This window comes from Nonomuraea terrae, assembly GCF_004348995.1.
In the GTDB taxonomy this organism is placed as follows: Bacteria; Actinomycetota; Actinomycetes; order Streptosporangiales; family Streptosporangiaceae; genus Nonomuraea; species Nonomuraea terrae.
The window spans coordinates 62,915-88,205 of the sequence record NZ_SMKQ01000011.1 but is presented as its reverse complement, the minus strand read 5'-3'; the positions used below and the strand labels follow the sequence as shown (position 1 = coordinate 88,205).

The following is a 25,291-nucleotide window of genomic DNA, read 5'->3' as shown; positions in this document are numbered from 1 at the left end:
CTCCCCCACCGCCGCACCGCGTACAGGAGCCCTGAGACGGCGAACAGCGCCACGGTGACCGCCAGCCATCGGGCGAGGTAGGGAGAGGTGCTCAGGCCGACGGCGCCCCGATAATCCCGCTCGGAAGCGCGCAGGACGAGCGGGAACCACACCAGCAGCAGCAGACCGGCCAGCCCGGCCGGCACACGCAGATGGTTGGTCGCGGCGGGCCGGCGCGGGACACGCCAGGACACGGCGCGGGCCGCGGTGTCGGCCATCGAGTACAGCGGGAACAGCACCAGGTCGTGCAGGATGACCGCGCCCACGAACCAGACGAGGAAGCCCGTCCAGATGCCGGCGGCGACCACCCGGGTGGCGACGTACGCCGCGAACCCGAAGCAGGCCGCCAGGAGGAGAAGGTGCCACGGGCCGGCGCCGTAGACGCGTCGCCACCGGCTCGCGCGCCCGTTCACGCTCGCTCCGGGCGGAAGTCCAGTTCGCGCACCCATTTGGTGTTGTGGACGCCGGGGGCGTTCGGCACGATGATCCGGGCGGGGAATCCGTGGTCGAGCGACAGGTCGGCGCCGTTGACCCGGAGCGCCAGCAGCGCACGCGGGTCGGCCACCTGCCCGGCGCTCAGGGACGCCTGACCGAAGTAGCCCACCCGCTGCAGGGACCTGACGGTGACCATCGCCGAGCCGGGCGTGACTCCCGCCAGGCGGGCGAGGTCCGCCAGGCGCACACCCGTCCAGACCTGCTCGGTCGACCACCCCTCCACGCAGGCGATCGGCAGCGCGTACGTGTGCAGGGGCATCCTCAGCAGGTCCGCGCGCGACAGCCGCAGCCCGGCGGCGCCCACGACCGCCAGCCGCCACTGCGCGCCGGTGTCGGCCGCGGTGACGCCGAGGCTGGCCGCCGTTTTGTTGACCTGGAAGTCGTTGGGGCCCGTCCCGTACTCGCGTCCGTGCGGCGCCAGCAGGGCCGTACGGCGCAGGGGCCCGTCCAGCGTCTGCCCCACGGACAGGCCGAACATCATCGCCGAACCCCCGCCGACGAACGCCAGCAACCCGCGCCGCGACATGGTGGGCGGCGCCGGATCGGCCGCCACCAGACCGTAGGGGTCGCGCGGCTCGGGCCGCGTGCCGTCCACGCCCGTGCGCAGCTCGCGGCGCAGATCCCGGGACCGCAGCTCGCGGACCGCCCGCGGCAGCCGTACGGCGACGTGTACGGCCAGCGCGGCGAGGAAGATCCACGCGCCGTACAGGTGCGCCGGGTAGAAGGAGAACGGGAAGACGTAGAAGAGCTGGATGTTGAGGATCCCGGTCGCGAACTGGAACCCGGCCCCGCCGACCAGGAGCACCAGGCTGGCCCGTTCGATCCCCTCGGCGATCGAACGCGCGGGCGGCCACACGAACAGCTTGGGGATCACCGACCAGAGCTTGGCCAGCAGCACCGGCACCAGCGTCAGCCCGACGACGACATGGGCCCCCTGCGTGACCCGGTACAACCAGACCGGCTGCGTCGGCCAGTCGAACAGATAGAACCCCAACAGCCCCTTGCCCGGGGTCATGTCGTTCTCCGGCAGCCAGGGGTTGTACGCGGCGTACGACAGCAGCCCGGTGACCGCCACGATCACCAGCCCCGCCAGCAGGACCAGACCGAGCACCGACGTGAGCCAGGGGCCCCGCAGCGGGCTCCGCCAGAACCTCGGCCGGAACGGCCCGGGCGGCCCGTCCCGCACCCACGCGGTCAGGCGTCTTCTCGCCGCGGCCGCGCTGCCCCCGTCGGCATGTCCCTCCGGCGTATCCGGCATTGATCCCCCCGAAGTCGATGTCGGATGCCGGTGTCCTTACCGGATACACCGCCTTCTACGCATGACCAGGGCGGCGGGTGCGGATCAGTGACGCGGGCGTGCTGCCGGTGCTCGGTCCCGGCCCGGGCTGGTTGATCAGCCGAGAATGCCGGCGGGAATGACGGACGAGAGCAGTCGACCGACCAGGTCGCCGAGCCCTCCGTCAAGGAGGCCGACGGATGCGGCGGCGGGAGCAGCGAGCGCGGCGGTGAGCACCGCGGCGGTGGCGAGGACGACGGTAAGGCGAGCTTTCACGGACAACTCCTCTGGTGATGACGGAAAGAAATGCAGTCGGCACTCTACGTGATGGGTGTGCCGGCCGGACGGCCTCCCGGGTCGGCCGAGCGGCAAGGCCTGGTCGCCGGTCGGGAAAGTGCGCCACGACCACTCGACAGCCGTACCAGCCGAACACGGCAGGGGGACTGCGTCACGGTCTGAGCCTCTGGGCCAGGTCCAACCAGACAGTGACGTCGGAGGCGGTGAAGTGGCGGATCGCCCAATCCACCATGCGCAGGCTCATGTGCGCCCAGCAGACCAGAGCCACGGTGTCGGGGACGTCGACATGCAACTCAGGAGCTCGAAGGGCAAGGTCGAAGCGGAGTGTGAAGAGGTCGAAGTCGGCGTTGCCGCGGGTGGCGCCGTCCCAGTCGATCACGCCGGTGACGGTTCCTGTCCCGTCCACCAACACGTTCTCCGGGTGGAAGCCGGTGTGGACCAGATCGTCACCCTCAAGGGTGTCGGGGAACGCGTGGCCGATCTCCTCGACTTGATCGAGCAGGTGGCGGGTCCGGCGGACCGGGAACGCGGGTCAAGCGAGGGCGGGCCCGTCCGTGGCGTACCGCTTCTCCAGCTTGTCGTGCTCCGATCTGCGGACCAGGCGCTGGCGCTCCGGCCAGGGGCGCACCTGTCGCGGACGGGTTCCAGCGAGCCCGTCTCCAGGAGGGCCCGCAGGACGACCTGGCTGCCGAGGATCGCGCCCTGCGTCGCGGCGTCAAGCCCAGACAGCCCTGATCGGGCGGCGTGCGCTCCCTGGCGTTCCCGCCGGGGGCTTCCCAGACGTCTGCACGGTGCCGTCGCCTTTACGATGTAGATTCGCCAGTGTCTGCGTAGGGGCCAGGCCGGCTTGCCGCTTGACCTGCGCATACGTCAGTATTGACGTGATTGGCGTCACATATCGTTTTCGTTTCCTCCCCCGTATAGAGAGCAGACATCTTCCCCGCAGAGCGGCTGAGGGGGTCGGAGGATGAGCGTCAGCCACAACATCTCCATCATCGGGCGCGTCACGCTGTTCACCGCCGCGGTATCGGCTCTGCTGTGCACGCTGCTGGCGCTCGTCGTGATGATCGCCGTCCAGCGCTACGCCACCGGTGTGCTCACCTCCGAGATCCGCTCGGCCGGTGGGCGTGTGGCGATGACGGTGGAGGACCGGGGCAGAGCGGATGGGCCGCTCGCGCAGCAGCCGGGCCGCAACATTCAGGTCGTCGACACCCAGGGGCGTGTCGTCGAGTCCACCCCGACGCTGCGCGGCAGTCCTCCGATGGCGACGTTCACCGCGGACGGCCAGAACACCAGGCAGGAAGTGGTGTGCGGCGGCGTCTTCGGAGAGGGCAACTGCGACATCGTGATCGCCCAGTCGGCGCACCGGCCGGAGGGGCACTGGACCGTCTACGCCGCCTCCCCGGTGGTGCCCCTGTGGGTCGAGCCCTGGCTGGCGGCCCTGGTCGGCGGATCGGCGGCCCTGCTGGCGGTGGCCATCACCTATCTCGGCAACCGGATCGTCACCACGTCGCTGCGGCCGGTGTGCGCCATCCGCAGGGAACTGGACGAGATCAACGCCTCGTGCCCGTCACGCCGGGTTCCGGCGCCGGCCCGCCGTGACGAGATCCACGACCTGGCCGACAGCATCAACCACACCCTGGCCCGTCTCGACGCGGCGATGACGCAGCAGCGCCAGTTCGCCTCGGACGCGTCCCACGACCTGCGAAGCCCGATCGCCGCGATGCGCGCGGAGGTGGAGGACGCCCTGCTGGCGCCCGACGAGACGAGTGTGACCACGTTGTGCGACACCCTCATGGGCAGCCTGCGACGGCTGGGGTCGATCGTTACCGACCTGCTGACCGTGGCCAGGCTGGACGCGGGCGCGCCGGCCGTGCCGGCCCCGATCGACCTGGGCGAGCTGGCGGCCCAGGAGTGCCGGTTGCACCACCAGACGACCAAGAGACTGACCTGCCGGCTCGAACCGGGCGTGGTCGTGCTGGGCGACCGGCCGCGGCTGGGCCGTCTGCTCACGAATCTGCTCGACAACGCCGACCGGCACGCGGAGAGCACCATCACGGTCAACGTCCAGCACAAGGACGATGATCGGTTCCCGCACGGCGTCGCGGTGCTGGAGGTGATCGACGACGGGCCGGGCATCGCCCCGGACAAGCGCGAGCTGGTGTTCCAGCGGTTCGCCCGGCTGGACGCCGCGCGTACCAAGGACACTGGAGGCAGCGGGCTGGGGCTGGCGATCGCCCGGCAGATCGCCGAGACGGGCGGAGGCAGTCTGCGGATCGAGGACAGTGACCGGGGCGCCCGCTTCGTCCTCCGCCTCCCGCGTCACGCGGGGCACGCCTCCGACCCCACGACCGTCGGCTGATCAGAGCGACATCTCCCCCGATATGACAAATGTCATCGGCTGAACCGGTGAAAATCACGGCGGACTGCTGAGATCACACACTGCCGGGCGAGCGCGCGTACCGGCAGAGTTCTGCATGTGAACACGACGGCGATCGAGGTGCAGGACCTGCACCAGAAGTACGGCGGCTTCGAGGCGGTCAGGGGGATCGGCTTCGAGGTGGGCCGCGGAGAGCTGTACGCGCTGCTCGGCACCAACGGCGCCGGCAAGACGACCACCCTCGACGTGCTGGAGGGCTACGCCGCCCCGACGAGTGGCCGGGTGCGGGTGCTCGGCCACGACCCGATCAAGGAGCGCGCCGACGTCCGTCACCGGATGGGGATCGTGCTCCAGGAGGCGGGCTTCTACAAGGACCTGACCGTGGACGAGACCGTGTCGGCCTGGCGCCGCTGGACGCCTCGGGCCCAGGGCACGGCCGAGGTCCTGGAGCGGGTCGGGCTGCTCGGCCGTCGCGAGGTGCGCGTCTCGCAGCTGTCCGGCGGCGAGAAGCGGCGGCTCGACCTGGCCCTGGCCGTGCTGGGCAGGCCGGAGGTGCTCTTCCTGGACGAGCCCACCACCGGTCTGGACCCGGAGGCCCGGCGGAACGTGTGGGACCTGGTGCGGGCCATGGTCGACGACGGCGCCACCGTGCTGCTCACCACCCACTACCTGGACGAGGCCGAGCAGCTGGCGCACCGGCTGGCCATCATGCACTCCGGCCGGATCGTCACCGAGGGCACCGTGGCGGGCGTCCTCGGGGAGCGGGGCACGCGGATCACGTTCCGCCTGCCGGGCGTGAGCCCGAGCGACCTGCCGTACCCGCCGGGCAGGGGGCGGCGCTCGATCAGGCACGACGGCACGGCGTTCACCGTCGAGACCCACCAGCCGCAGCAGGACCTGCGGGAGCTGCTGGCCTGGGCCGACACGCACGGATGGGAACTCGACGGCCTCGAGGTGCGCAGGCCGTCGCTGGAGGAGCTGTTCCTCGAGGTCGCGGAGACGGAAAGGGTGGCGGCGTGAGCTGGCTCTCGATGACCTGGGCCCAGGCCCGGCTCAACCAGACGGTGCTGCTGCGGCAGCGCGGCCTGGCGTTCAGTGTGCTGGTGCTGCCGCTGTTCCTGGCGTTCGTCTACAGCAGCGGCCCGGCCGCGGGCGGCGCCGTGGCGGGGGTTCCGGCGGGGGTGTTCGCCGCGGTCGGGGCCATGGCGGTGGTGTTCCCGTTCTCGTACATGACGATCGCGACCGGCGTGGTGGTGCGGCGGGAGGAGCGCGTCTACAAGCGGCTGCGCGGCACCGCGCTGCCGACCAGCGCGATCTTCGCCGGCGACGTCGTGCACGCCACCCTGGTCGGGGCGGTGCAGGCGGCGATCATCCTGGTGTACGCGATCGCGGCGGTGGGCGTGCCGGCGCCGGCGAACGTCCCGCTCATGCTGGTGGCTTTCGTGCTGGGCGCCGCGGTGTTCGCCGCGCTGGCCATCGGCACGGCCGGGCTCATCCCCAACTACGAGGTGGCGCAGCTGGTGGCGCTGCCGGTGCTGTTCCTCAGCCTGCTCGGGACGGGGATGCTCTTCCCGCTGTCGGTGCTGCCCGACTGGGGGCAGCGGGTGGCCGAGGCGCTGCCGCTGACGCCGATCGTGACCATGCTCCGCGTCGCGTTCCTCGGCCGTGACGTCGCCCAGGAGGGCGCGCCGGCGATCGGCTTCCTGGAGTCCTTCCAGGTGTCGGCGCCGGGCATCGGGATCGCGCTGCTGTGGATCGGCGTGGGCTTCTGGTCCACCCGGAAGTACTTCCGGTGGGACCCCCGCAGGGCATGATCATAAGATCGCATCAAATGAGCACTCCTGTCGTCAGCACGAGGGTCATCGCCGGACTGGCGGTGGCCCTTCTGGCCGGTTCGATGGTGACGGCGCTCGCGCTGCCGGTGGTCCGGATCTCGGCGCGGACGGGCACGCCGTGGAGCTTGATCATCGCGACCCCGTTCGGGCTGCTGCTCACCACGTGCTACGCGCGGGTGCTCTGGGCGTCCTTCCTGCGCCGGCTGACCTGGCGGCACCGGCTGGACACGGCGGTGGTGGTGCTCATCGCGTACGGCGTGCCGCTGTTCGCCGGCCCCGACTGGGCGCCGCTGCCGATGGCGGCCATCTCGGTGGCGCCGGTCGTGTTCGCCCGGCCCGCGGCGGCATGGGCGGCCACGGCCGTGTCGATCGCCCTGGCGCCGCCGGTGCTGCTGGCGATCGGCCTGCCATTGCCGGTGGTGCTGCTCTACGCGCTGTTGCTGCTGCCGTTCATCGCGCCGATGACGTACGGCGTGGCCTGGCTCTGCCACCTGATCGACGACCTGCGCGAGGCGCGGGCGGAGCTGGCGCGGCGCGCGGTGGACGAGGAGCGGTTGCGGTTCGCCCGCGACCTGCACGACACGCTCGGCCACACGCTGCACGCGATCGCGCTCCGGGCGGAGCTGGGCGAGCGGCTGGCCACGTCCGACCCGGCGGGCGCCGGGGCGGAGCTGGCCGAGATCCAGCGGATCGCCCGCTCTGCGGTGCACGACGTGCGCGAGGTGGTGCGCGGGTATCGGGCCACGTCGCTGACGACGGAGCTGGAGGGGGTGGCGGCCGTGCTGGGGGCGGCCGGGATCCGGTGCGAACGGCCGGAGCCGCCCGGTGACCTGCCCGCGCACGTGCACGGTCCGCTGGGCTGGGTGGCGCGCGAGGCCGTCACGAACGTGCTGCGGCACAGCACCGCCACCTGGTGCGAGCTCACCGTCCACATCGAGGAGGGGAACGTGGTGCTGGAGATCGTGAACGACGGCACGCCGGGCGGTTCGCGGGTCGTCCCCGGCAACGGCCTGACGGGCCTGGCGGAGCGGGTGGGCGCCGCGGGCGGCACGCTGGAGACCTCGGCGGGCGACGGCCTGTTCCGTCTCACGGCCGGCCTGCCGCTCGCCCTCGAACCGGGCGCCGGGCTCCGCGAGGCGGTGCCGGCATGATCAGGCTGCTGCTCGCGGAGGACCACCATCTCGTACGCGGGGCGTTCGTGGCGCTGCTGGGCACCGAGCCGGGGATCGAGGTCGTGGGCGAGGCCGGGCGCGGTGACGAGGCGGTGCGGCTGGCCGCCGAGCTGCGCCCGGACGTGGCCGTGCTGGACATCGACATGCCGGTGATGGACGGTCTGGAGGCCGCCGAGCGCCTGGCCACGGTCGCGCCCGCCTGCCGGATCGTCATCGTCACCGGCCACGGCAGGCCCGGCTACCTGCGCCGGGCGATGGAGGCGGGCGTGCGCGGGTTCGTCGGCAAGGAGCACCCGGCGACCGCCCTTGCCAAGATCATCCGCCAGGTTCACGAGGGCCGCCGCTACATCGACCCCGAGCTGGCCGCCGACGCGCTGGCCCTGCGGGAATGCCCTCTCACCCCCAGAGAGCTCGACACGCTGCGGGCCGCGGCCGGCGGCGCCCCCGTCTCCAGGATCGCCCGCGCGCTCGGGCTGTCGGAGGGCACGGTCCGCAACTACCTGTCCGCGGCGGTCACCAAACTCGCGGCCGACAACCGTCACGCCGCCGTGCGCCACGCCAAGGACATGGGCTGGCTCTGACCGGCGCAAAGAAGGATCTTCCCAAACGGTCGCGTAGCCGGGCGGGCTGGGGTAGCCGATGTCACATGAGCGGCAAGCGTGACAACGATCCGTCCGTCGGCGACGAGGTCTCCTGGAAGAGCCACGGGTCCACGGCCCACGGCAAGGTGGAGAAGAAGATCTCCAAGAGGGCGGAGGAGGCCGGCCGCACCGTCGCGGCCTCCCCCGACGACCCTCAGTACGTCGTTCGAAGTGACAAGAGCGGGAAGAAGGCCGTACACAAGCCGTCAGCCCTGCGCAAGGACAAGGACGCCGAATGACCGGCGGCGACAAGGACGTCGCAGCCGAGTTCGGCCAGGCGGTGAACATGACCGCCGCGGAGCTGGAGCGTTGGCTGGCGACGGAGGAGTCGAAGTCGGTCGGGCAGAAGGACGACGGCGGCGAGTCGGTCGGGCACGCCTCCGGCCGCAGGATCGTCGAACTGCTCAGGAAGCGGAAGTCGTCCTGGACCGACCAGGACTACGCGCACATGGCCAAGGTCGTCGGCTACGTCCACCGGCATCTGGCACAGCGCCCTTCCGGGGACGTGCGGGAGAGCCGGTGGCGCTACTCGCTGATGAACTGGGGCCACGACCCGCTCAAGTGAGCGCCGGACCTAGCCCGACGCCGGTGTGCCGGTGTGGTCAGCGGCCGAAGCCGGTCACGCCGCGGGACTCGTCGAACTGGTGGATGCGGGTCAGCGGCCATTCCTCGTACGGGAAGGTGCGCAGCGTGTCGCCGTCGAAGGCGTCGGCCACGCCTTCGGCGCGCAGGTGATCGGCCAGCAGCGCGGTCAGCCGGTCGGCGTCCTGCGGCCGCCCGGCCTGCATCGGCTTGACCTCGTGAGGGTCGGCCGCGAGATCGAACAGCAACCGGTGCCCGCCGTTGGCCAGCCAGATCAGCTTCAGGTCGCCCTGCCGCACCATCGCCTTGAACCGCCGGGTGCCGGGCCGGCCGTGGTAGCCGTACAACGTCTGCCGGGGCGGCGCCGTACCGGTCAGCAGTCCGAGCAGGTCGCTGCCCTGGCGCAGCTCCGGCTCCCCCGCGACCGAGGTGGCCAGGCCGAACAGGTCGGTCAGGCAGACCAGCTCGGATCGGCGGTCGCCGGCCGCGATCCGCCCCGGCCAGGAGACCAGGAACGGGACCCGGGCGGACGCCTCGAAGAAGCTCTCCTTCTGCCAGCCGTGATGGTCGCCGAGCAGGTCGCCGTGGTCGGCGTAGAAACAGATCACGGTGTCGTCCGCGTCGGGTCTTCGCTCCACCGCGTCCAGCAGGTCGCCGATGCAGGCGTCGATGTAGCTGATCTCGCCGTAGTAGCGGGCCTTCAGCGTCCTGGCCCGGTGCGGGTCGACGTCCTCGGCGTAGACCAGGTGGTTCATCCACGGGATGTGCTGGTCGAGGTGGTCGACGGCGCGATCACCGCACACCGGGTCGGGCATCCGGTCGGGGTCGTACATCCGGTTGTACGGCAGCGGCGGCGCGAACGGCGGATGCGGGCCGATGTAGGAGACGAGCCCGAACCAGGGCCGGCCGTCGTCGGCGGCCATCAGCCCGAGCGCCTCCCGGGTGGCCCAGGACTCGACCGTGCAGTCCGCCGGCAGCGGGCTGAGCTGCGGCATGTAGTACATGTCGGTCCGCTCCCCCATGAGCGCCTCGATCCAGTCGTACTCGGGGTGCTCGGTCGCGATCCACCGCGCGTACGCGTCGCCGGCGCGCTGCTCGGCGGTGGTGTAGAACTCCTCGCTGTGCCGCTGCACCTCGTAGCCGACCGGCGCGTCCCAGGGCGAGGTGTGGAACTTGCCGACTCCCCAGGTGCGGTAGCCGCGCCGGCCCATCGCCTCGGCCAGGTACGGGCCGCAGCGCTCGCGGATGGCGGCGTGTCCCCCGTCCGGGACGGTGTTGTCGTACACGCCGGTCCTGGTCGGCTCGCATCCGGTGCGCAGGGTGTAGCGGGCCGGGACGCAGACCGGGGTGGTGGAGTACGCGTTGTCGAAGACGGTCCCGCGGGCGGCCAGCCGGTCGAGGTTGGGCGTCGCGATGCCGGTGTTGCCGAGCGTCGCGATGGTGTCGAACCTCTGCTGGTCGGTCATCACGAACAGCACGTTCGGGCGGGTTGACATGTACGGATATCTCCTCATGAAACGATCAGACGGGCCCGGTCGCCGCGCAAGGCGGACTCGCGGGCGTTCCAGTCGCCGACCAGGCCGAGCTCGGTGAGCAGCCGGTCGGCCGGCCAGAAGGCGTCCCCGGACTCCGCCAGCAGCGCGGCCAGCCGGGCGTCGGCCTCGGCGACCCGCCCGGCCGCCGCCGGGTCGGCGACCAGGTTGTCCAGCTGCCAGGGGTCGGCGCGGTCGTCGAACAGCAGCCACGGCCGGCCGTCGGCGGTGCGCGCGTAGGTCAGGTCTTCGGCGCCCAGGCCGCGCCACTCGCCGATGCCCTGGTCGTAGCCGTTGTCGAAGCTGACCCAGTTGCCGGTCAGCAGCTCACCGCGCAGCGGCCCGCCGGCGCGCAGCCGATCGCTGAGGTCGCGGCCGTACGTCCCGATCGGCGGCAGCCCGAGCAGGCCGAGCAGGGTCGGGGCGAGGTCCACCAGGCCGAGCAGCCCGGCGGGCCGGCAGGCGGGAACGCCGGGCCCGTTGATCACCATCGGCACCCGGACGGCCTCCGCGTACGGGCTCTGCTTGGCGCGCAGGCCGTGGGCGCCGAGCAGGTCGCCGTGGTCGGAGGTGACCACGATGATCGTGTTCCGGCGCAGCCCGAGCCGCTCCAGCTCCGCTGCGACCCGGCCGATCTGCGCGTCCACCGCCGTGATCGCGCTCCAGTAGAGCCGCTGCAGCTCGCGCTGCTCGGGGGTGTCGGGGGTGTTCGGCGGCACCGTCATCCGCTCGATCGGGTACCCGGCCCGCAGCGGCGCCGGCACCGAGTCGTACGGGTCGTGCGGCGGGTTGTAGGAGACGGTGAGGAAGAACGGGCCGTCCTGCTCGGCGAGGAACTCGACGGCCAGATCGGTCTGCACCTCCGGCTCGTAGCCGGTGAAGCCGATCCTGCTCTCGGGGCCGGTGTAGTAGTGGCCGTCGACGTGCTCGTGGGAGCAGTCGACTCCGGCGTAGTGGTCGATTCCGGGGCGGGCGGCGGGCGGCACCCACTTGTCGCGGGGCAGCCCTGCCAGGTGCCACTTGCCGATCCAGCCGGTCCGGTACCCGGCGCCGGACAGCGCCGTGGCCAGGGTCTCCAGCCGCGGCGACAGCGGCAGGTCGTTGGCGACCACGCCGTGCTCGTGCGGCAGGCGGCCGGTGAGCAGGCTCGCCCGGCTGGGCCCGCAGACCGGCGAGCTCGCGCGTCCCCCGGCGATCGCGGCGCCGCCGGCCGCCAGCCGGTCCAGGTTGGGGGTGCGGACCCGGGAAGGGCCGCCGATCCAGCCCTGGTCCTGCCCCCGCCACTGGTCGGCCAGCAGCACGACGACGTTCGGGGGCGTCACGCCTGGAACTCCCGCGGGTCGACCTCGCCGTTCTTGACCGCGGCGTCGTAGGCGGCCTGCATGCGCTGCTGCATCGCGGCGAGCGCCGGTCCGAGCGCGGCCGACGGGTCGAGCAGCAGCTTCTCCACGGTCTGGTCGACGCTCTCGCCCTCCACCTGCAGCAGGCCGCCGGGCGTCTTCGGCCACTGCCGGTCGAGCTCTCCCGGCCGGAACTGCTGGAGGAGCGCGTTGTCCTTGATCGCGGCCGACTCCCAGACGGCGCCGTTCAGCGGCGGCGCCGCCTTCGCGGCCAGGGCCTCCTGGACTCCGTCGCCGACCATCACCTCGAACACCTTCGCGGCCTGCTCCGGGTTCTGGCTGGTCGAGGAGATCGCGTACGGGTAGCCGGCGTTCATCGGCGAGCGCGCCAGCTGCTGCCCGTCCGGCACCGGCAGCGGCGCCGCGACCGCCTTGACGGTGCTGCCGAGGTCGGCCAGCGACGACACGATCGCGCTGCTGGTGAGGTACATCCCGGCCTCGCCCTTGCCGAAGGCGTTGATCGCGACGTCGCCGGTCAGGGTCGCGGCGCCCGGATACGCGGTCTTGTCGACGATCATGGCCCGGTAGAGCTCGATGACCGGCGCGTACTTCGCCGACTCGTACGTCTGCGCGGCGGCGTTGAACAGCCCGAACTGGGCCAGCGCCGCGTCGCCCGCCATCAGCGGGATGTCCACGCTCCACTGCCGGAACCCGGTCGCCTTGATCGGGATGAGCATGCCGAACGCCTCACCCTTGCCGATCTTGGTGATCGCGGCCGCGGCCTGGCGTACCTCCGAGAAGGTCGCCGGCGGCGCGTCCGGATCCAGCCCGGCCTTCTCGAACAGCTCGACGTTGATCAGCATCCGGTTGGTGAACGCGGTGGTCGGCACCGCGTACGGCACGCCGCCCCAGACCAGCTCGCTGTTCTTCTGGTGGTACGGCGCCGCCTTGTCGAGCACCGCCTTGCCGACCAGGTCGGGCAGCGGCTGCACCCACCCGGCCGCGACGAACGCGCCCAGCTGCGCCGAGGGGCTGTGGAACAGGTCGGGCGCCCGCTTGGTCTGGAAGCCGAGCCGGACGATCTCCTCGTACTTGTCCGTCGCCTGCGGCTCGTACTTCACCTCGATGCCGAGGGACTTGCCCTGCTGCGCGTTCCAGGTGCGGAAGAACTCCTGGCGGGCCTTGGCGTGCGCGCCGGCCCGGTCCCAGACCACGATCGTGGTCAGCCCGCCCGAACCGGCGGAGCCGGACGAGGAGCCGCCGCAGCCGACGAGGGACGCCGCGGCGCCGGCGGCGAGCGTGCCGAGGAACCCGCGGCGGGTCAAGGAGGAATCAGTCATCGGGGGGCCTTTCTCAACAGGACGCGAACCGCGGCGGCTCGGTCGCAGAGCACGATCACGAAACTGGCCGTCGCCGCCGGCAGCGCGATCGCCGCCGGCAATCCGAGGTACGGCACCCCGGTCGCCAGGAAGGGCCCGGCCGCGGCGGCGGCGATCACGGCGACGCTCGCGGTCAGCGCCAGCTCGATCCGCGACAGCGCCAGCAGGTAGGCCGTCCGCAGCGCCTCGGCGGTACGGCCGGTACGCTCGAAGATCACCACTGACCAGGGGGCGACCAGCAGCCAGGTCACGCCGGCCACCACGCTGGTCGTCAGCACCAGCCCGCCGTAGGCCCCGCCGGGTGAGGGCCCGAGCAGGCCGACGAGCACCAGGGCGGCGATGCCGAGATGACAGCCGGCCAGCGGCAGGGACGGCAGCAGCCGGCGGCCCAGGAACCGCAGCGTCTCACCCGGGCCGAGGGCGGCCTCGCCGCGGGCGTACCGGCGCTGCTGGGCGATCAGCCACAGGCCGGCCGCCGGCGCGGTGAGCACGGGCAGGCTCAGCAGCAGCCAGCAGCAGCTCGTCCAGGCCCAGAACCACCAGCGGGACCAGCCGCGCAGCAGGGCGCCGTCCGGCGCGAACGGGGTCATCCCTTCACCGACCCGTCCGTCCAGCCGCGGACGAAGTGCCGCTGCAGCACGATGAAGATCACCACGATCGGCACCAGCGCCATGTTCGCGCCGGCCAGCACCGTGTTGTACGGCGTCATCCCCTCGGCGGCGTCGTACTGCAGCGCGCTCACGCCCACGACCAGGGTGCGCAGGTCGGGCTCGGCGAGTGAGAACACCAGGGGCACCTGGTAGTTGTTCCAGGAGGCCTGGAAGCCGAGGATCACCGTGGTGGCGAGGATCGGCCGCATCATCGGGAAGGCGATCCGCCAGTAGGTGCCGAACAGCCCGCAGCCGTCGACCCGGGCGGCGTCCTCCATCTCGGTGCCGAGGCCCTGCACGAACGCCTTGATCAGGAAGATGTGCACCAGCATGATCCCGGCCAGCTGGACCAGCGCGATGCCGAGCAGGTTGTCCAGGCCCAGCGCCTCGGCGATCACGTACTGCGGGTAGAGCGTCGCCGTGGTCAGGCCGACGAACAGGGTGCCGACGTACAGGCCCTCGACCAGGCGCTGGCCGCGCAGGCGGCGCCGGGCCAGCACGTAGCCGGTCATGCTGGACACGAGCGTGTCCAGCAGCACGACCAGGGCGGTGACGATCAGGCTGTTGACGAAGTAGCGGGAGAAGTTCGCCGTGGTCCAGGCGTGCAGGTAGGTGCCCCACTCCCACACGCGCGGCAGGATCCCGCCGTCCCTGCTGAGGATCTGGTCCAGCGGCGAGACCGACGCGAACAGGCCGAAGACCAGCGGTGAGAGCATGATCAGCGCCGCCACGACCAGGATCGCGTGCACCAGCACGGTGAGCGGGCGGACCCGCCGCCTGCGCGGGGCCGCGACGGGCGGGGCGGCCGTCCGGCCTGCGGTTTCGGTGATGACGGGTGTGCTCATGCCGCGGTCCTCCCGCTCCGGTTGATCCGCAGATAGGCGACGGAGATGATGCCGACGATCACGCTGGCGGTGACGCCGAGCGCGGCGGCGTACCCGATCTGCGGCACCGATTCCGGCTCGAAGAAGAACCGGTAGAGGTAGGTGAACATCACCTCGGTGCTCCCGGCGGGGCCGCCGTCGGTGAGCGTCTTGACCAGGTCGAAGCTGCGCAGCGTGCCGATGAGCGAGATCAGGATCACCACGCGCGTCACGGGGGCCAGCATCGGCAGCACGATGTGCCGCAGCGTCGCCCAGTGGCCGGCGCCCTCCAGCGCCGCGCTCTCCAGCAGGGCGTTCGGGATCGTCATCATGCCGGCGAAGAAGAGCAGCAGGTTGATCCCGAGGTGGGCCCAGACGCCGACCCCGATCAGGCTGCCGAGCGCGGCGCCGGCCTCGCCCAGGAACCGGATCGGCGTCTCCAGCAGGCCCGATCCGGTGAGCAGCTGGTTGACCGGCCCGCCGGTCTCGCGCAGCAGGAAGACGAAGATGATGCCGACGATCGCGGGCGACAGGACGTGCGGCAGGAACAGGATCGTGCGGTAGACCGTTCCGGCGCGGACGCCGCGGAAGAACACGTAGGCCAGCACCAGCGCCAGCGGGATCTCGATGACCAGCCGGCCGAAGCCGAACTTCACCGTGTTCAGCACCGCCAGCCACCATTGTTCGTCCCCGAGCATGCGCTCGTAGTTGGCCAGGCCGGTGAACCGCGGCGCCGAGAACCCGTTCCAGCGCTGGAAGCTGAACCAGAACAGCCAGCCGATCGGCAGCAGCGCGAAGGCGAGATACGGCAGCAGGGCCGGCAGCAACATCAGGCGGCCGACGCCGTCCTCGCGCCGGTGCCACTGCGCGCGATGCGGCGTTGACTGCCGTGGCGAACGGACAACTGGGGACATCCGTGCCCTTCCTTGGTCGAGCGCGCCGGGCTGGCCTCGCGCCGATGCGGCGGCGGCCTTTCGGTTCGGGCTAACTTAGATCGATCTAAACCGAAGGTCAACCTAAACCATATAAACCTACAGGTCAACCCTGAAATACGATTCACACATCCGCAGGTCGCTCAGTGACAGCCACGTGGAACTCGGGGCGGGACTCGGCCGACCGGCACGCCGTATCGGCAGGTCGCTCAGCCGGCTCGGCCGGCAGGCCGGGTCGCTCGGTGACAGCCGCAGGAGGCGCGCGCGTGCATTTCCGGGGCCGGCGGGACACGGCTGCCCTCGGCAGGCATGCCCATCTCGGCCAGCAGCACCCGGCCGCACACCCGGCCCAGCTCGACCGGGTCGGTGGCGATGCTGCTGATCGACGGGTTCCACATCGCCGACTGGTGGAGGTCGTCGATGCCGAGCACCGCGCAGGGCGCGGCCTCGGGCGTGCCGAGCCGCAGCGCCTTGGCCAGGCCGTAGGCCACGTTGTCGCTGTGGCACAGCACCCCGTCGGGCGGCGGCCCGGCTTCCAGCAGCTCGGCGGCGCGGCGGTAGGCGGCGTCCGCGGTCGCGTCGAGGGGCTGCGACCACGCCGCGTCCCACCCGGCGCCGGCCTCGGTGACCGCCCGCCGGAAGCTCTCCATGCGGCCGACCCGCGGCGAGGCCAGCGGGTCGCCGCCGAAGTAGGCCACCCGGCGGCAGCCGTGCACGGCGGTCAGGTGCTCGGCTCCGAGCCGGCCGATGGCCGCCTCGTCGGTGCCGACGAACGGCAGGTCGACGCCGTCGATGCGGCGCAGCAGCAGCACCGTCGGCAGGCCGCTCTGGCGCAGGCCGGCGAAGTCGTCCGCGGTCGCGGTCAGGGCGGGGATGGTCACCACGCCGGCCGCCCGGTGCCCGACCAGCGAACCCAGGATCTGCCGTTGCAGGCCGACCCGGTCGACGGTGTTGGCGATCATGACGAAGAAGCCGACCTCGCCGAGCACCTCCTGCACGCCCAGCGACACCTCGGCGACGAACGGGTTCATCACGTCGGGCATCACCAACCCGACCAGGTCGTTGCGCTGGGTCCGCAGGTTGGCGGCGGCCTGGTTGTAGATGTATCCCAGCCGCTCGGCCTCGGCCAGCACGGCGTTCCTGGTGGCCTCCGACACCAGAGGACTGTTCCGCATCACCAGCGAGACGGTGGCCCGGGACAGGCCGAGCGAGTTGGCCACGTCGATCATGCGCACCCGGCGCACTCCAGGCCGGCCACCCTGCATGCCTGTCCTCCCCCGCCGATGATCATCGCGTGATCGGGAGGCCTCAGGATAGCCGCTGACGCCAGGACCGAAGGCCGAGGTTCGCGCGAGGGCGCGGCCGAACCCCGATGCGGCAGTCCGCCGACCGCTGCCCGCCCAGCTGCCGGCCCCTCGGGCTGACAGGACTGCACGACGCGATCGCGAGCGGGCCCGGATCGGCGACATCACCGCTCTGATGGACGGCACCGATGCCGCGTGTCACCCGTCGGCGCCCGACGCGTGCGGCACGGATTCGCCGTCGGACATGCCCCGCCGGCCTCGAACGCAGGGCCGCGCTGGGCCCATCCCTCTCGCCTGCACAACCCCCATCGGCCACCTGCTCGACCGGCTCGGCTCCGAGCGGGCCGGGGTGCATGCCGGGAGCCTGTCGCCCTCCCTTAGCACACCGGTCCCAGCGGACGAACCCGCCCGGGCACGCGCCGGCCGCCGCGCCGGGGTGGGGCGCTTTCCAGGGTGACCACGTGCCGGTGAACTCGGCCCGCGCGCTCACGGCCGGAGAAGGCACGTAGCGGGCTTCACCTGCGGAAACTCCTGAGAAACCTCCGGCCCCGGACGATCAATCTCCCGACTCTGCTCATATGAGCAAATTCCGGCTCAAGTGTTGCATCCAGGTTAAAACCCGACTTACGGTGCGTTACCAAAGTCACATACGGAGGCCCATATGCGTGCATTCCGGTCACTAACCATCCCCCTCCTCCTGGTCAGCCTCATGTCCGCCTGCTCGGTGTCCACCACCCCCGGCGGAACCACCGAGGGCGCCGGCGGGCAGGACGACGGCCCCGTCGCCATCGGATTCAGCCAGGCGACCCAGCAGTCCCCCTTCTACGTCCAGCTCCGCGAAGGAGCCGAGGCCGCCGCCAAGCAGGCCGGCGCCGAGCTGTACTTCGCCGACGCGGGCGGCGACGTCACCAAGCAGAACAACGACATCCAGGACCTCATCACCCGGCAGGTCGACGTCCTGCTCATCAACCCGGTGGACCCCCAGGGCGTGCAGCCGGGCATCGCCGCGGCCAAGGCCGCAGGCGTCCCGGTCGTGACCGTGGACCGGCCGGTGCCCGAGGGCGCGGTCGCGCACGTCGGGCGCGACAACAAGGCGATGGGCGCGCTCGTCGGCAAGCGGCTCAGCGAGCAGCTCGGCGCCCGGGGCGGCAAGGTCATCGAGATCCGCGGCGACGCCGGCGGCGCCGTGGCGCGTGACCGCAGCGCGGGCTTCCACGAGGCCGTGGCGGCCAACGCCAAGATCCAGATCGTCGAGGGGCCGTACTCCGACTACGTGCGCTCCAAGGCGGTCACCGCGATGCAGGACCTGCTCCAGGTCCACCCCGACGTGGCCGCCGTCTACGCGCACAACGACGACATGGCGCTCGGCGCGCTCCAGGTCCTCAAGGAGAACGGCAAGGGCAAGGTCCTGGTCGCCGGCGTCGACGGGCTCATGGAGGCGGTCAAGCAGATCCCGTCCGGCCAGTACGTGGCCACCGCGCTCAACGACCCCATCTCGCTCGGCACGAAGGCCGTGGAGACGGTGCTCAAGGTCCAGAAGGGCGAGAAGGTCGAGCCCTCCATCGACGCGGGCACCGCGCTGATCGACACGGACAACGCCGGCGAGTACATCGGGCCCGGCGAGTTCGCCCAGGCGGCCCAGTAGTCACAGGCACAAGGAGACAAGGATGCCGGAAACCATGAAGGCCGCGGTGCTGCACGCCCCCGGCGACATCAGGGTGGAACAGGTGCCCGTGCCCGAGCCGGGCCCCGGCGAGGCGCTCGTCAGGGTGGCGGCCTGCGGGGTGTGCGGGTCGGACATCCCGCGCATGCTGCACGCGGGGGCCTACCACTTCCCGATCATCTGCGGCCACGAGTTCTCGGGGCACGTCGTACGCCTCGGCGACCGCCTGGCCGCCGCCGGCCAGGTACGCGAGGGCGACCTGGTCACCGTGCCGCCGCTCATCCCCTGCCACGAATGCGCCCCCTGCAGCCAGGGCCACTTCAGCCTGTGCAAGAACTACGGCTACTTCGGCAGCCGCAGGGACGGGGCGTACGCGCAGTACGTCACCGTGCCGGCGGACAACCTCATGGTGCTGCCCGCCGGCCTCGACCCGCGGGCGGCCGCCATGCTGGACCCGGCGGCGATCGCGCTGCACGCCCTGTGGCGCACGAACATGCGCGGCGGCCGCCGGGTGGCGGTGGTCGGCGCCGGTCCGATCGGGCTGTTCGCCGTGCAGTGGGCCAGGATGGCCGGGGCGTCCGAGGTGCTCGTGATCGAGCTGAACGACCAGAAGGCCGCCATGGCGACCGAGGCCGGCGCCACGCACACCGCGACCAGCGTGCAGGAGGCCGCCGAGCCGGCGGGTGACGGCTACGACGTGGTGATCGAGTCCGCGGGCGTGCCCGCCACGATCGATCAGGCGGTGAGCCTGGTGGCCAGGCACGGCGAGGCGGTGTTCATCGGCATCCCGCACGAGCCGGTGGTGTTGCCCAAGTCGACCTTCGGCTCGTTCCTGCGCCGCGAGGTCACCCTGCACGGCGCGTGGAACTCCTTCTCGGCGCCGTTCCCCGGGGAGGAGTGGCGGGTGGCCGCCAGGGCGCTGGCCTCGGACGACCTGGCGTGGAAGTTCATGATCACGCACGAGCTGGGGCTGGACGCGCTGCCCGAGACCATGGTCAGCCTCGGCGAGCGGTCGATCTTCAGCTCCAAGGTCCTCTTCCTGCCGAACGAGGAGTGACGGTGACTGCTTTCCTCGCCCTCGACCTGGGAACCGAAGGCGCGCGGGCGGCGGTCTACAGCGTGGCCGGTTCGCCGATGGGGGCGGGCGACGACGCGTACCCGACGAGTTTTCCGCGGCCCGGCTGGGCCGAGCAGGACCCGGACGACTGGTGGCGGGCGAGCGTGCACGCGGTGCGCAAGGCGCTCGCCCAGGCGGGCAACCCGCCCATCGCCGGGGTCGCGGTGGCGACCACGGCCTCGACGGTGGCCGTCCTCGACCGGCACGGGCGTCCGCTGCGGCCGGCGCTGCTGTGGATGGACTGCCGGGCGGGTGAGGAGTCGGCACTGACCGCGCGGACCGGGCACCCGGTCCTGCGCTACTCCGGCGGCAGCGACGCGGTGGAGTGGCTGGTGCCCAAGGCCATGTGGCTGGCCCGTCACGAGCCCGAGACCTACCGGGCCGCCGCGCGCATCACCGAGGCGGTCGACTACCTGGTCTGGCGGCTCACCGGCCGCTGGGCCGGCTCGCGGATGAACGCGGTGTGCAAGAGCAACTACGACCCGCGCGGGGCGGGCTTCCCGCACGACCTGTACGACTCGCTCGGCATCGGTGACCTGGGCGGCAAGCTGCCGGACGACGTCGTACCCGTCGGCGACCCGGTCGGCCCGCTCAGCGCCGCGGCCCGCGACGAGCTCGGCGTCACCGGCCCGGCCGTCGTCGCGTCCGGCGGGATCGACGCGCACCTGTCGCTGCTGGCCGTGGGCGGCGCGCCCGCGGGGCGGGTGTCGATCGTCTGCGGCACGTCGAACGCGTTCGTGACGGAGATCGACGAACCGGTCTTCCCGCCCACCGTCTGGGGGCCGTACCCGGACGCGCTGCACGAGGGCCGCTGGCTCGTGGAGGGCGGCCAGGTGAGCGCGGGCTCCGTGCTGGCCTGGGCGGGCGAGCGGCTCATCGGACGGCCCCGGGCCGATCTCGGCGGGCTCATCGAGGCCGCGGCGGCGCTGCCGCCGGTCGACCACGGCCTGATCGTCCTGGACTACTTCATGGGAAACCGCACGCCGCTGCGGGACCCGCACCTGCGGGGCGCGGTGCTCGGGCTGACCCTGGCCAGCTCTCCCGAGCAGGTCTACCGGGCGGCCGTGGAGGGCGTCGCGTACGGCACCCGCCAGGTCCTCGACTCCTTCGCCGACGGCGGCGTCCCCGTGGACGAGGTCTTCCTGTCGGGCGGCATCCGGCACAACGAGTTGTGGCTGCGGACGACCGCCGACGTACTCGGCCGGCCGGTCCACCTCGTCGCCGGCGACAACCTCACGCTGCGCGCCTGCTCGGTGCTGGCCTCGGTCGCCTCAGGGCGGCACGCCTCCCTGACGGAGGCGGCGGCGCAGTACGCTCCCCGCGTCCGCACGGTGGAGCCGGTCGCCGCGCACGTGGAGGCGTACCGCGGCGGTTACGCCGACTACCGCGCGGCCAGCGCCGCCACGACGGAGATCTCCCACCGGCTGAGCGAGAGGTCCCGCTCATGACCGACGAGGACCAGCTCTACCAGGTGGCCGTCCGGTACTACGACGGCGGCGAGACGCAGGAGCAGATCGCCCACGCGCTGCACCTGACCCGCTGGAAGGTGGGCCGGATGCTGGCCGAGGCGCGCGAGGTCGGCATCGTCCGGATCGAGGTGCTCCATCCGCGCTCCCGGGTGCATGCCCTGGAGCGCTCGCTCAAGGAGCGCTTCGGGCTGCGGGACGCCATCGTCGTCGCGAACGGCGGCAGCGGCGACGACGAGCAGGTGCGCGACCGGGTGGCCGCGGCGGGCGCCGACCACCTGATGGAGCTGCGGCCCGTGCCCCGGCTGATCGGGGTCTCCTGGGGACGCACGCTCGATCGGCTGGCCGGCGGGCTCACCCCCGGGTGGGCCACGGGCGTCAACGTGGTGCAGATCAACGGCGCGCTGAGCAGGTCACGGCAGCCGACCAGCGCGCGCAGCATGGCGAGCCTGATCGCCCACCGCGGCGGCGGCACGGCGACGCTGCTGCCGGCGCCGGCGATCCTGGAGCAGGAGAGCACCAGGAAGGCGCTGGAGAGCGACCGGTCCGTCTCCGACGTGCTGACACTGGCCACCCGGGCGGACCTGTTCCTGTTCAGCCCCGGCGGCATGGGCAGCGACTCGGTGCTGGTGGACTCCGGCCAGATCGACGCGGCCGACCTGGCCAGGCTCGGACGCGCGGGCGCGGTGGGCGACGTGCTGGGCCGCTTCATCGACGCGCGGGGCCGGATCGCCGACCCCGAGCTGGACCGGCGCACGCTCGGCCTCTCCCTCGACGTCCTGCGCTCGGCCACCACCTCGGTCGCGCTGGTCAGCGGCGGGGCGAAGCGGGCGGTGTGCCGGGCCGTCGTGACGAGCGGCCTGTGCGACGTGCTGATCGTCGACGACCAGAACGCCACTCACCTGCTGGAGGAGTCATGACCGCCGAACGGCTGCGCATGACCGGGATCGTCAAACGTTTCCCCGGCACCGTCGCCCTGGACGGCGTGGAGCTGAGCGTGCGCCCCGGCGAGGTGCACTGCCTGCTGGGCGAGAACGGGGCGGGCAAGAGCACGCTCATGAAGATCCTGGCGGGCTCGTACCGGCCGGACGAGGGGACGATCCTGCTGGACGGGCGGCCCTTCAGTCCCGCCACCCCGCACGCGGGGCTGGCGGCCGGCATCGCCGTGATCTATCAGGAGCTGGACCTGCTGCCCGACCTCACCGTGGCGCAGAACCTGCTGCTGGGCAGGGCGCCGCGGCTGGGCCCGTTCGTGCGGCGGGGGCGGCGGGCGCGGCTGGCCCGCGAGGCGCTGGACCGGGTCGGCGCGACCTTCCCGGTGACCACGCGCGTCCGAGACCTGCCGATCGCGGCCCAGCAGCTCACCGCCATCGCCAAGGCGCTGACCGCCGACGCGCGCGTCATCGTCATGGACGAGCCGTCCGCCACGCTCAGCGAGAGCGAGCTGCGCGGCGTCTTCGCCGTCATCCGGTCGCTCACCGCGGAGGGCCGTTCGGTGATCTTCATCTCGCACCGGATGGAGGAGGTGATGGAGATCGGCGACCGCGCCACGGTGCTGCGCGACGGCCGTACGGCGGGGGTCTACGACCTGGCCTCGACCGGCCGTGACGAGATCGTGGCAGCGATGATCGGCGAGGCCAGGGAACTCGTGGGCGCGACCGGCCGTCCCGTGCCCGAGGGCGAGCCGCTGCTCAGCGTCGAGCGGGTGCACGTGCCGGGGCTGATCGACGTACGCGGCCTCGACGTGCGGCCGGGCGAGGTGGTCGGGCTCGCCGGGCTGGGCGGCGCGGGACGCACCACCCTGCTGCGCGCGCTGTTCGGCGACCTCAGGGCGCACGTGGCGGCCAGGCTGGACGGCCACCCGCTCAAGGTCGCCGGCCCGGCCTCCGCCGTGCGCGCGGGCCTGGCGCTGGTGCCGGAGAGCCGCAAGGAGCAGGGCCTGATGCTCGGGCTCTCCGTGAGCCGCAACGCCGCGATCAGCGCGCTCGGCCGGCCGCCGTGGCTGCTGCCGGGCCGGCTGGGGCGACGCGTCACCGAGCCCGCGCTCGCGAGCCTGGGCGTCAAGGCGGCCGGGCCTGGCCAGCCCGTGGGCCAGCTGTCCGGCGGCAACCAGCAGAAGGTCGTGCTGGCCAAGTGGATCACCCGCGGCGGGATCAGGGTCCTGCTGCTGGACGAGCCCACGCGCGGCCTCGACGTCGGCGCCAAGGCCGACCTGTACCGGCAGGTGCGCCACCTCGCCGACCAGGGCGTGGCCGTCCTGCTCGCCAGCAGCGAGCTCAACGAGTTGACCGCCAACGCCGACCGGATCCAGGTCCTGTACGAGGGCCGCAACGTCGCGTGCTTCGACCCCCGGGTCAGCCCGGAGAGCGTCATCGCGCACACCGTCATCACAGGAGCCACACCATGACCGCATCCATCGGATCCACGGTGACCGCGACCGCCGGGAAGGAAGGCGGCGCCCGCTCGCGCCGCGGCGCCGACCTGATCGTCAAGTCGAACCTGCTGCTGGTCTTCCTCGCCCTGTGCGTGGTCGCGTCGCTGCTGGCGCCGCAGTTCCTGACCGGCCGCAACATCGCCAACCTGCTGCAGCAGTCGTCGCTGACGGGCATCGTCGCCATCGGCATGACCATGGTGGTGCTCACGGCGGGCATCGACCTGTCGGTGGGCAGCGTGGCCGCGTTCGGCGGCATGACCATCGCGCTGCTCATGGCGGCCGGCGTGCCGGTCGTGCCGGCGATCCTGGTCAGCGTCGCGGCCGGCGCGGTGTTCGGCGCGTTCATGGGCGGCCTGTCGGCCTACCTGTCGCTGCCGTCGTTCATGACCACGCTGGCGGGGCTGACCGCCGTGCGCGGGCTCACGTACCTGCTGACCGACGGCAAGCCGGCGGAGGCGAGCGGCTCGGAGGCGTTCCAGCTGCTGGGCGGCGGCTTCATCGGCTACGTCCCGATCGTCGGGATCATCTTCGTGGTGATCACCGTGCTGGCCGCCGTGGTGCTGCGCGGCACCACGTTCGGCGAGTACGTCTACGCGGTCGGCAGCAACAAGGAGGCGGCTCGGCTGTCCGGGCTGCCCGTGCGCGGCGTGATCACCACCGTGTTCGCGGTGTCCGGCGCGCTGGCGGCGCTGGCCGGGGTGCTGCTGACGTCCCGCCTGACCGTGGGCCAGCCCACCGCGTTCAACGGGCTGGAGCTGGACGCGATCGCGGCCGTGGTGCTCGGCGGCACCAACCTGTTCGGCGGCCGGGGCGGCGTGTTCGGCACGTTCGTGGCGGTGCTGCTGCTGTCGGTGCTGCGGAACCTGTGCAACCTGCTCGGCCTCGGCTCCTTCTTCCAGATGGTGGTGACCGGACTCATCCTGCTGGTCGCCCTCGTCCTCAACATGCTCATCGAGAGGCGTGGCGCTCGTGCCTGACACCATCCCCGGCTCGTTGCGGAGCTACCTGCACGGCCTGCCCGGCGTCGACGAGGTCGGCGTCCGCCGGCGGGCCGCCGACCTGGCCACCCGGTCCATCAAGACCACGGCCAAGCGGGCGGCGCTCGACCTGGCCATCCGGATGGTCGACCTGACCACCCTGGAAGGGGCGGACACCCCGGGCAAGGTGCGCGCGCTGGCCGCCAAGGCCAGGCGGCCCGACCCGGCCGACCCCACCGCTCCCCCGGTCGCCGCGCTGTGCGTGTACCCCGACATGATCGGAGTGGCCGCGCAGGCCCTGGCGGGCAGCGGGGTCGGCCTCGCCTCGGTCGCCACGGGCTTCCCGGCCGGGCGTACGCCGCTGGAGGTCAAGCTGGCCGACACCCGGGCGGCGGTGGCCGCCGGCGCCACCGAGATCGACATGGTCATCGACCGGGGGGCGTTCCTGGCGGGCGACTACGGCAAGGTCTTCGACGAGATCACCGCAGTGAAGGCCGCCTGCGGCGACGCCCACCTGAAGGTGATCCTGGAGACCGGCGAACTGGTCACCTACGACAACGTTCGCCGGGCGTCCTGGCTGGCGCTGCACGCCGGGGCCGACTTCATCAAGACCTCCACCGGCAAGGTCACGCCCGCCGCGACCCTGCCGGTCACCCTGGTCATGCTGGAGGCCGTCAGGGACTACCGGGCCGCCACCGGACGGCAGGCGGGGGTGAAAGCGGCCGGCGGCATCCGCACCGCCAAGGACGCGATCCGCTACCTGGTGCTGGTCAAGGAGATCGCCGGGGACGACTGGCTGGACTCGGCGTGGTTCCGACTCGGCGCCTCGACGCTGCTGAACGACCTGCTCATGCAGCGCACCAAGCTCGGCACCGGCCACTACGGCGGCCCCGACTACTACACCATCGACTAGGGAG

The 25,291-nt window shown here is 72.2% G+C and carries 25 protein-coding genes; 14 read left to right on the top strand and 11 right to left on the bottom strand.

Annotated features, from left to right (window positions below):
• The 4 genes from E1286_RS06820 to E1286_RS06810 form a co-directional block, all read right to left on the bottom strand.
• On the bottom strand, nt 1-452 hold a 452-nt coding region (locus tag E1286_RS06820), incomplete at its 3' end, for a hypothetical protein (protein WP_187368127.1).
• A complete protein-coding gene (locus tag E1286_RS06815; protein WP_132609824.1) occupies nt 449-1,792 on the bottom strand; it encodes a molybdopterin-dependent oxidoreductase in 1,344 nt (447 codons plus the stop codon). The genes E1286_RS06815 and E1286_RS06820, both read right to left, overlap by 4 nt.
• A 135-nt stretch (nt 1,793-1,927) precedes the next feature.
• The gene (locus E1286_RS47615; RefSeq protein ID WP_165969612.1) at nt 1,928-2,086 is read right to left on the bottom strand and encodes a hypothetical protein; all 159 of its coding nucleotides are present in this window, start codon (nt 2,084-2,086) and stop codon (nt 1,928-1,930) included.
• A 172-nt stretch (nt 2,087-2,258) separates the two neighbouring features.
• Nucleotides 2,259-2,549, bottom strand: coding sequence for a phosphotransferase (locus E1286_RS06810; protein ID WP_281282624.1), 291 nt, complete (start codon nt 2,547-2,549; stop codon nt 2,259-2,261).
• A 525-nt stretch (nt 2,550-3,074) separates the two neighbouring features.
• Here E1286_RS06810 and E1286_RS06805 point away from each other — a divergent pair.
• The 7 genes from E1286_RS06805 (at nt 3,075) to E1286_RS06775 (ending at nt 8,700) form a co-directional block, all read left to right on the top strand.
• Nucleotides 3,075-4,469, top strand: a complete 1,395-nt coding sequence (locus E1286_RS06805; protein WP_132609820.1) for a sensor histidine kinase — start codon at nt 3,075-3,077, stop codon at nt 4,467-4,469.
• Nucleotides 4,470-4,586: 117 nt separating this feature from the next.
• A complete protein-coding gene (locus E1286_RS06800; RefSeq protein WP_246074523.1) occupies nt 4,587-5,507 on the top strand; it encodes an ABC transporter ATP-binding protein in 921 nt (306 codons plus the stop codon).
• On the top strand, nt 5,504-6,301 hold the full coding sequence (locus tag E1286_RS06795) for an ABC transporter permease (protein ID WP_165969611.1): 798 nt from the start codon (nt 5,504-5,506) through the stop codon (nt 6,299-6,301). The genes E1286_RS06800 and E1286_RS06795 overlap by 4 nt, the downstream gene beginning before the upstream one ends.
• A gap of 17 nt (nt 6,302-6,318) precedes the next feature.
• A complete protein-coding gene (locus E1286_RS06790) occupies nt 6,319-7,473 on the top strand; it encodes a sensor histidine kinase (protein ID WP_132609814.1) in 1,155 nt (384 codons plus the stop codon).
• Complete coding sequence (locus E1286_RS06785) at nt 7,470-8,075, top strand: response regulator transcription factor (RefSeq protein WP_132609812.1); 606 nt, start codon at nt 7,470-7,472, stop codon at nt 8,073-8,075. The genes E1286_RS06790 and E1286_RS06785 overlap by 4 nt, the downstream gene beginning before the upstream one ends.
• Before the next feature lie 65 nt (nt 8,076-8,140).
• Nucleotides 8,141-8,374, top strand: coding sequence for a hypervirulence associated TUDOR domain-containing protein (locus E1286_RS06780; RefSeq protein WP_132609810.1), 234 nt, complete (start codon nt 8,141-8,143; stop codon nt 8,372-8,374).
• The gene (locus tag E1286_RS06775; RefSeq protein WP_132609808.1) at nt 8,371-8,700 is read left to right on the top strand and encodes a DUF3140 domain-containing protein; all 330 of its coding nucleotides are present in this window, start codon (nt 8,371-8,373) and stop codon (nt 8,698-8,700) included. Before E1286_RS06780 ends, E1286_RS06775 begins: the two co-directional genes overlap by 4 nt.
• 37 nt (nt 8,701-8,737) lie before the next feature.
• Here E1286_RS06775 and E1286_RS06770 read toward each other — a convergent pair whose 3' ends face one another.
• From E1286_RS06770 to E1286_RS06740, 7 genes are all read right to left on the bottom strand, one after another.
• Nucleotides 8,738-10,213 carry a sulfatase family protein gene (locus tag E1286_RS06770; protein ID WP_223189628.1) on the bottom strand — a complete coding sequence of 492 codons (1,476 nt, stop codon included), beginning with the start codon at nt 10,211-10,213 and terminating at the stop codon, nt 8,738-8,740.
• 14 nt (nt 10,214-10,227) lie between these two features.
• Nucleotides 10,228-11,571 (bottom strand): sulfatase-like hydrolase/transferase, encoded by a 1,344-nt coding sequence (locus tag E1286_RS06765; RefSeq protein ID WP_165969610.1) that lies wholly within the window; start codon nt 11,569-11,571, stop codon nt 10,228-10,230.
• Nucleotides 11,568-12,929: an ABC transporter substrate-binding protein gene (locus tag E1286_RS06760; protein ID WP_132609804.1), complete on the bottom strand. Its 1,362-nt coding sequence runs from the start codon at nt 12,927-12,929 to the stop codon at nt 11,568-11,570. The genes E1286_RS06765 and E1286_RS06760 overlap by 4 nt, the downstream gene beginning before the upstream one ends.
• Nucleotides 12,926-13,558, bottom strand: a complete 633-nt coding sequence (locus tag E1286_RS06755; protein ID WP_132609802.1) for a hypothetical protein — start codon at nt 13,556-13,558, stop codon at nt 12,926-12,928. The genes E1286_RS06760 and E1286_RS06755 overlap by 4 nt, the downstream gene beginning before the upstream one ends.
• A complete protein-coding gene (locus E1286_RS06750; protein ID WP_132609800.1) occupies nt 13,555-14,463 on the bottom strand; it encodes a carbohydrate ABC transporter permease in 909 nt (302 codons plus the stop codon). Before E1286_RS06750 ends, E1286_RS06755 begins: the two co-directional genes overlap by 4 nt.
• On the bottom strand, nt 14,460-15,395 hold the full coding sequence (locus E1286_RS06745) for a carbohydrate ABC transporter permease (RefSeq protein ID WP_132609798.1): 936 nt from the start codon (nt 15,393-15,395) through the stop codon (nt 14,460-14,462). Before E1286_RS06745 ends, E1286_RS06750 begins: the two co-directional genes overlap by 4 nt.
• A 227-nt stretch (nt 15,396-15,622) precedes the next feature.
• On the bottom strand, nt 15,623-16,678 hold the full coding sequence (locus tag E1286_RS06740) for a LacI family DNA-binding transcriptional regulator (protein ID WP_165969609.1): 1,056 nt from the start codon (nt 16,676-16,678) through the stop codon (nt 15,623-15,625).
• A 700-nt stretch (nt 16,679-17,378) separates the two neighbouring features.
• On the opposite strand from E1286_RS06740, the gene E1286_RS06735 reads away from it, so the two are divergent.
• The 7 genes from E1286_RS06735 to deoC are packed head-to-tail and all read left to right on the top strand — an operon-like array spanning nt 17,379 to nt 25,287.
• On the top strand, nt 17,379-18,362 hold the full coding sequence (locus E1286_RS06735) for a substrate-binding domain-containing protein (protein WP_132609794.1): 984 nt from the start codon (nt 17,379-17,381) through the stop codon (nt 18,360-18,362).
• A 22-nt stretch (nt 18,363-18,384) separates the two neighbouring features.
• On the top strand, nt 18,385-19,437 hold the full coding sequence (locus tag E1286_RS06730) for a galactitol-1-phosphate 5-dehydrogenase (protein ID WP_223189626.1): 1,053 nt from the start codon (nt 18,385-18,387) through the stop codon (nt 19,435-19,437).
• Between the two features lie 2 nt (nt 19,438-19,439).
• Entirely contained in the window at nt 19,440-20,945 is a 1,506-nt protein-coding gene (locus E1286_RS06725; RefSeq protein ID WP_165969608.1) for an FGGY-family carbohydrate kinase, read from the top strand.
• Nucleotides 20,942-21,883: a sugar-binding transcriptional regulator gene (locus E1286_RS06720; protein ID WP_132609790.1), complete on the top strand. Its 942-nt coding sequence runs from the start codon at nt 20,942-20,944 to the stop codon at nt 21,881-21,883. The genes E1286_RS06725 and E1286_RS06720 overlap by 4 nt, the downstream gene beginning before the upstream one ends.
• The gene (locus E1286_RS06715; RefSeq protein ID WP_132609788.1) at nt 21,880-23,370 is read left to right on the top strand and encodes a sugar ABC transporter ATP-binding protein; all 1,491 of its coding nucleotides are present in this window, start codon (nt 21,880-21,882) and stop codon (nt 23,368-23,370) included. The genes E1286_RS06720 and E1286_RS06715 overlap by 4 nt, the downstream gene beginning before the upstream one ends.
• The gene (locus E1286_RS06710; protein ID WP_132609786.1) at nt 23,367-24,374 is read left to right on the top strand and encodes an ABC transporter permease; all 1,008 of its coding nucleotides are present in this window, start codon (nt 23,367-23,369) and stop codon (nt 24,372-24,374) included. Before E1286_RS06715 ends, E1286_RS06710 begins: the two co-directional genes overlap by 4 nt.
• Nucleotides 24,367-25,287: a deoxyribose-phosphate aldolase gene (deoC, locus tag E1286_RS06705; protein WP_246074521.1), complete on the top strand. Its 921-nt coding sequence runs from the start codon at nt 24,367-24,369 to the stop codon at nt 25,285-25,287. Before E1286_RS06710 ends, deoC begins: the two co-directional genes overlap by 8 nt.
• The last annotated feature ends 4 nt before the right edge of the window (nt 25,288-25,291 follow it).

Bases quoted from the DNA above. Each gene is read 5' to 3' on its own strand.
- E1286_RS06815 (WP_132609824.1), bottom strand. From the start codon at position 1,792: ATGCCGGATACGCCGGAGGGACATGCCGACGGGGGCAGCGCGGCCGCG.
- E1286_RS06805 (WP_132609820.1), top strand. From the start codon at position 3,075: ATGAGCGTCAGCCACAACATCTCCATCATCGGGCGCGTCACGCTGTTC.
- E1286_RS06790 (WP_132609814.1), top strand. From the start codon at position 6,319: ATGAGCACTCCTGTCGTCAGCACGAGGGTCATCGCCGGACTGGCGGTG.
- E1286_RS06785 (WP_132609812.1), top strand. From the start codon at position 7,470: ATGATCAGGCTGCTGCTCGCGGAGGACCACCATCTCGTACGCGGGGCG.
- E1286_RS06780 (WP_132609810.1), top strand. From the start codon at position 8,141: ATGAGCGGCAAGCGTGACAACGATCCGTCCGTCGGCGACGAGGTCTCC.
- E1286_RS06775 (WP_132609808.1), top strand. From the start codon at position 8,371: ATGACCGGCGGCGACAAGGACGTCGCAGCCGAGTTCGGCCAGGCGGTG.
- E1286_RS06770 (WP_223189628.1), bottom strand. From the start codon at position 10,213: ATGTCAACCCGCCCGAACGTGCTGTTCGTGATGACCGACCAGCAGAGG.
- E1286_RS06760 (WP_132609804.1), bottom strand. From the start codon at position 12,929: ATGACTGATTCCTCCTTGACCCGCCGCGGGTTCCTCGGCACGCTCGCC.
- E1286_RS06755 (WP_132609802.1), bottom strand. From the start codon at position 13,558: ATGACCCCGTTCGCGCCGGACGGCGCCCTGCTGCGCGGCTGGTCCCGC.
- E1286_RS06750 (WP_132609800.1), bottom strand. From the start codon at position 14,463: ATGAGCACACCCGTCATCACCGAAACCGCAGGCCGGACGGCCGCCCCG.
- E1286_RS06745 (WP_132609798.1), bottom strand. From the start codon at position 15,395: ATGTCCCCAGTTGTCCGTTCGCCACGGCAGTCAACGCCGCATCGCGCG.
- E1286_RS06740 (WP_165969609.1), bottom strand. From the start codon at position 16,678: ATGCAGGGTGGCCGGCCTGGAGTGCGCCGGGTGCGCATGATCGACGTG.
- E1286_RS06735 (WP_132609794.1), top strand. From the start codon at position 17,379: ATGCGTGCATTCCGGTCACTAACCATCCCCCTCCTCCTGGTCAGCCTC.
- E1286_RS06730 (WP_223189626.1), top strand. From the start codon at position 18,385: ATGCCGGAAACCATGAAGGCCGCGGTGCTGCACGCCCCCGGCGACATC.
- E1286_RS06720 (WP_132609790.1), top strand. From the start codon at position 20,942: ATGACCGACGAGGACCAGCTCTACCAGGTGGCCGTCCGGTACTACGAC.
- E1286_RS06715 (WP_132609788.1), top strand. From the start codon at position 21,880: ATGACCGCCGAACGGCTGCGCATGACCGGGATCGTCAAACGTTTCCCC.
- E1286_RS06710 (WP_132609786.1), top strand. From the start codon at position 23,367: ATGACCGCATCCATCGGATCCACGGTGACCGCGACCGCCGGGAAGGAA.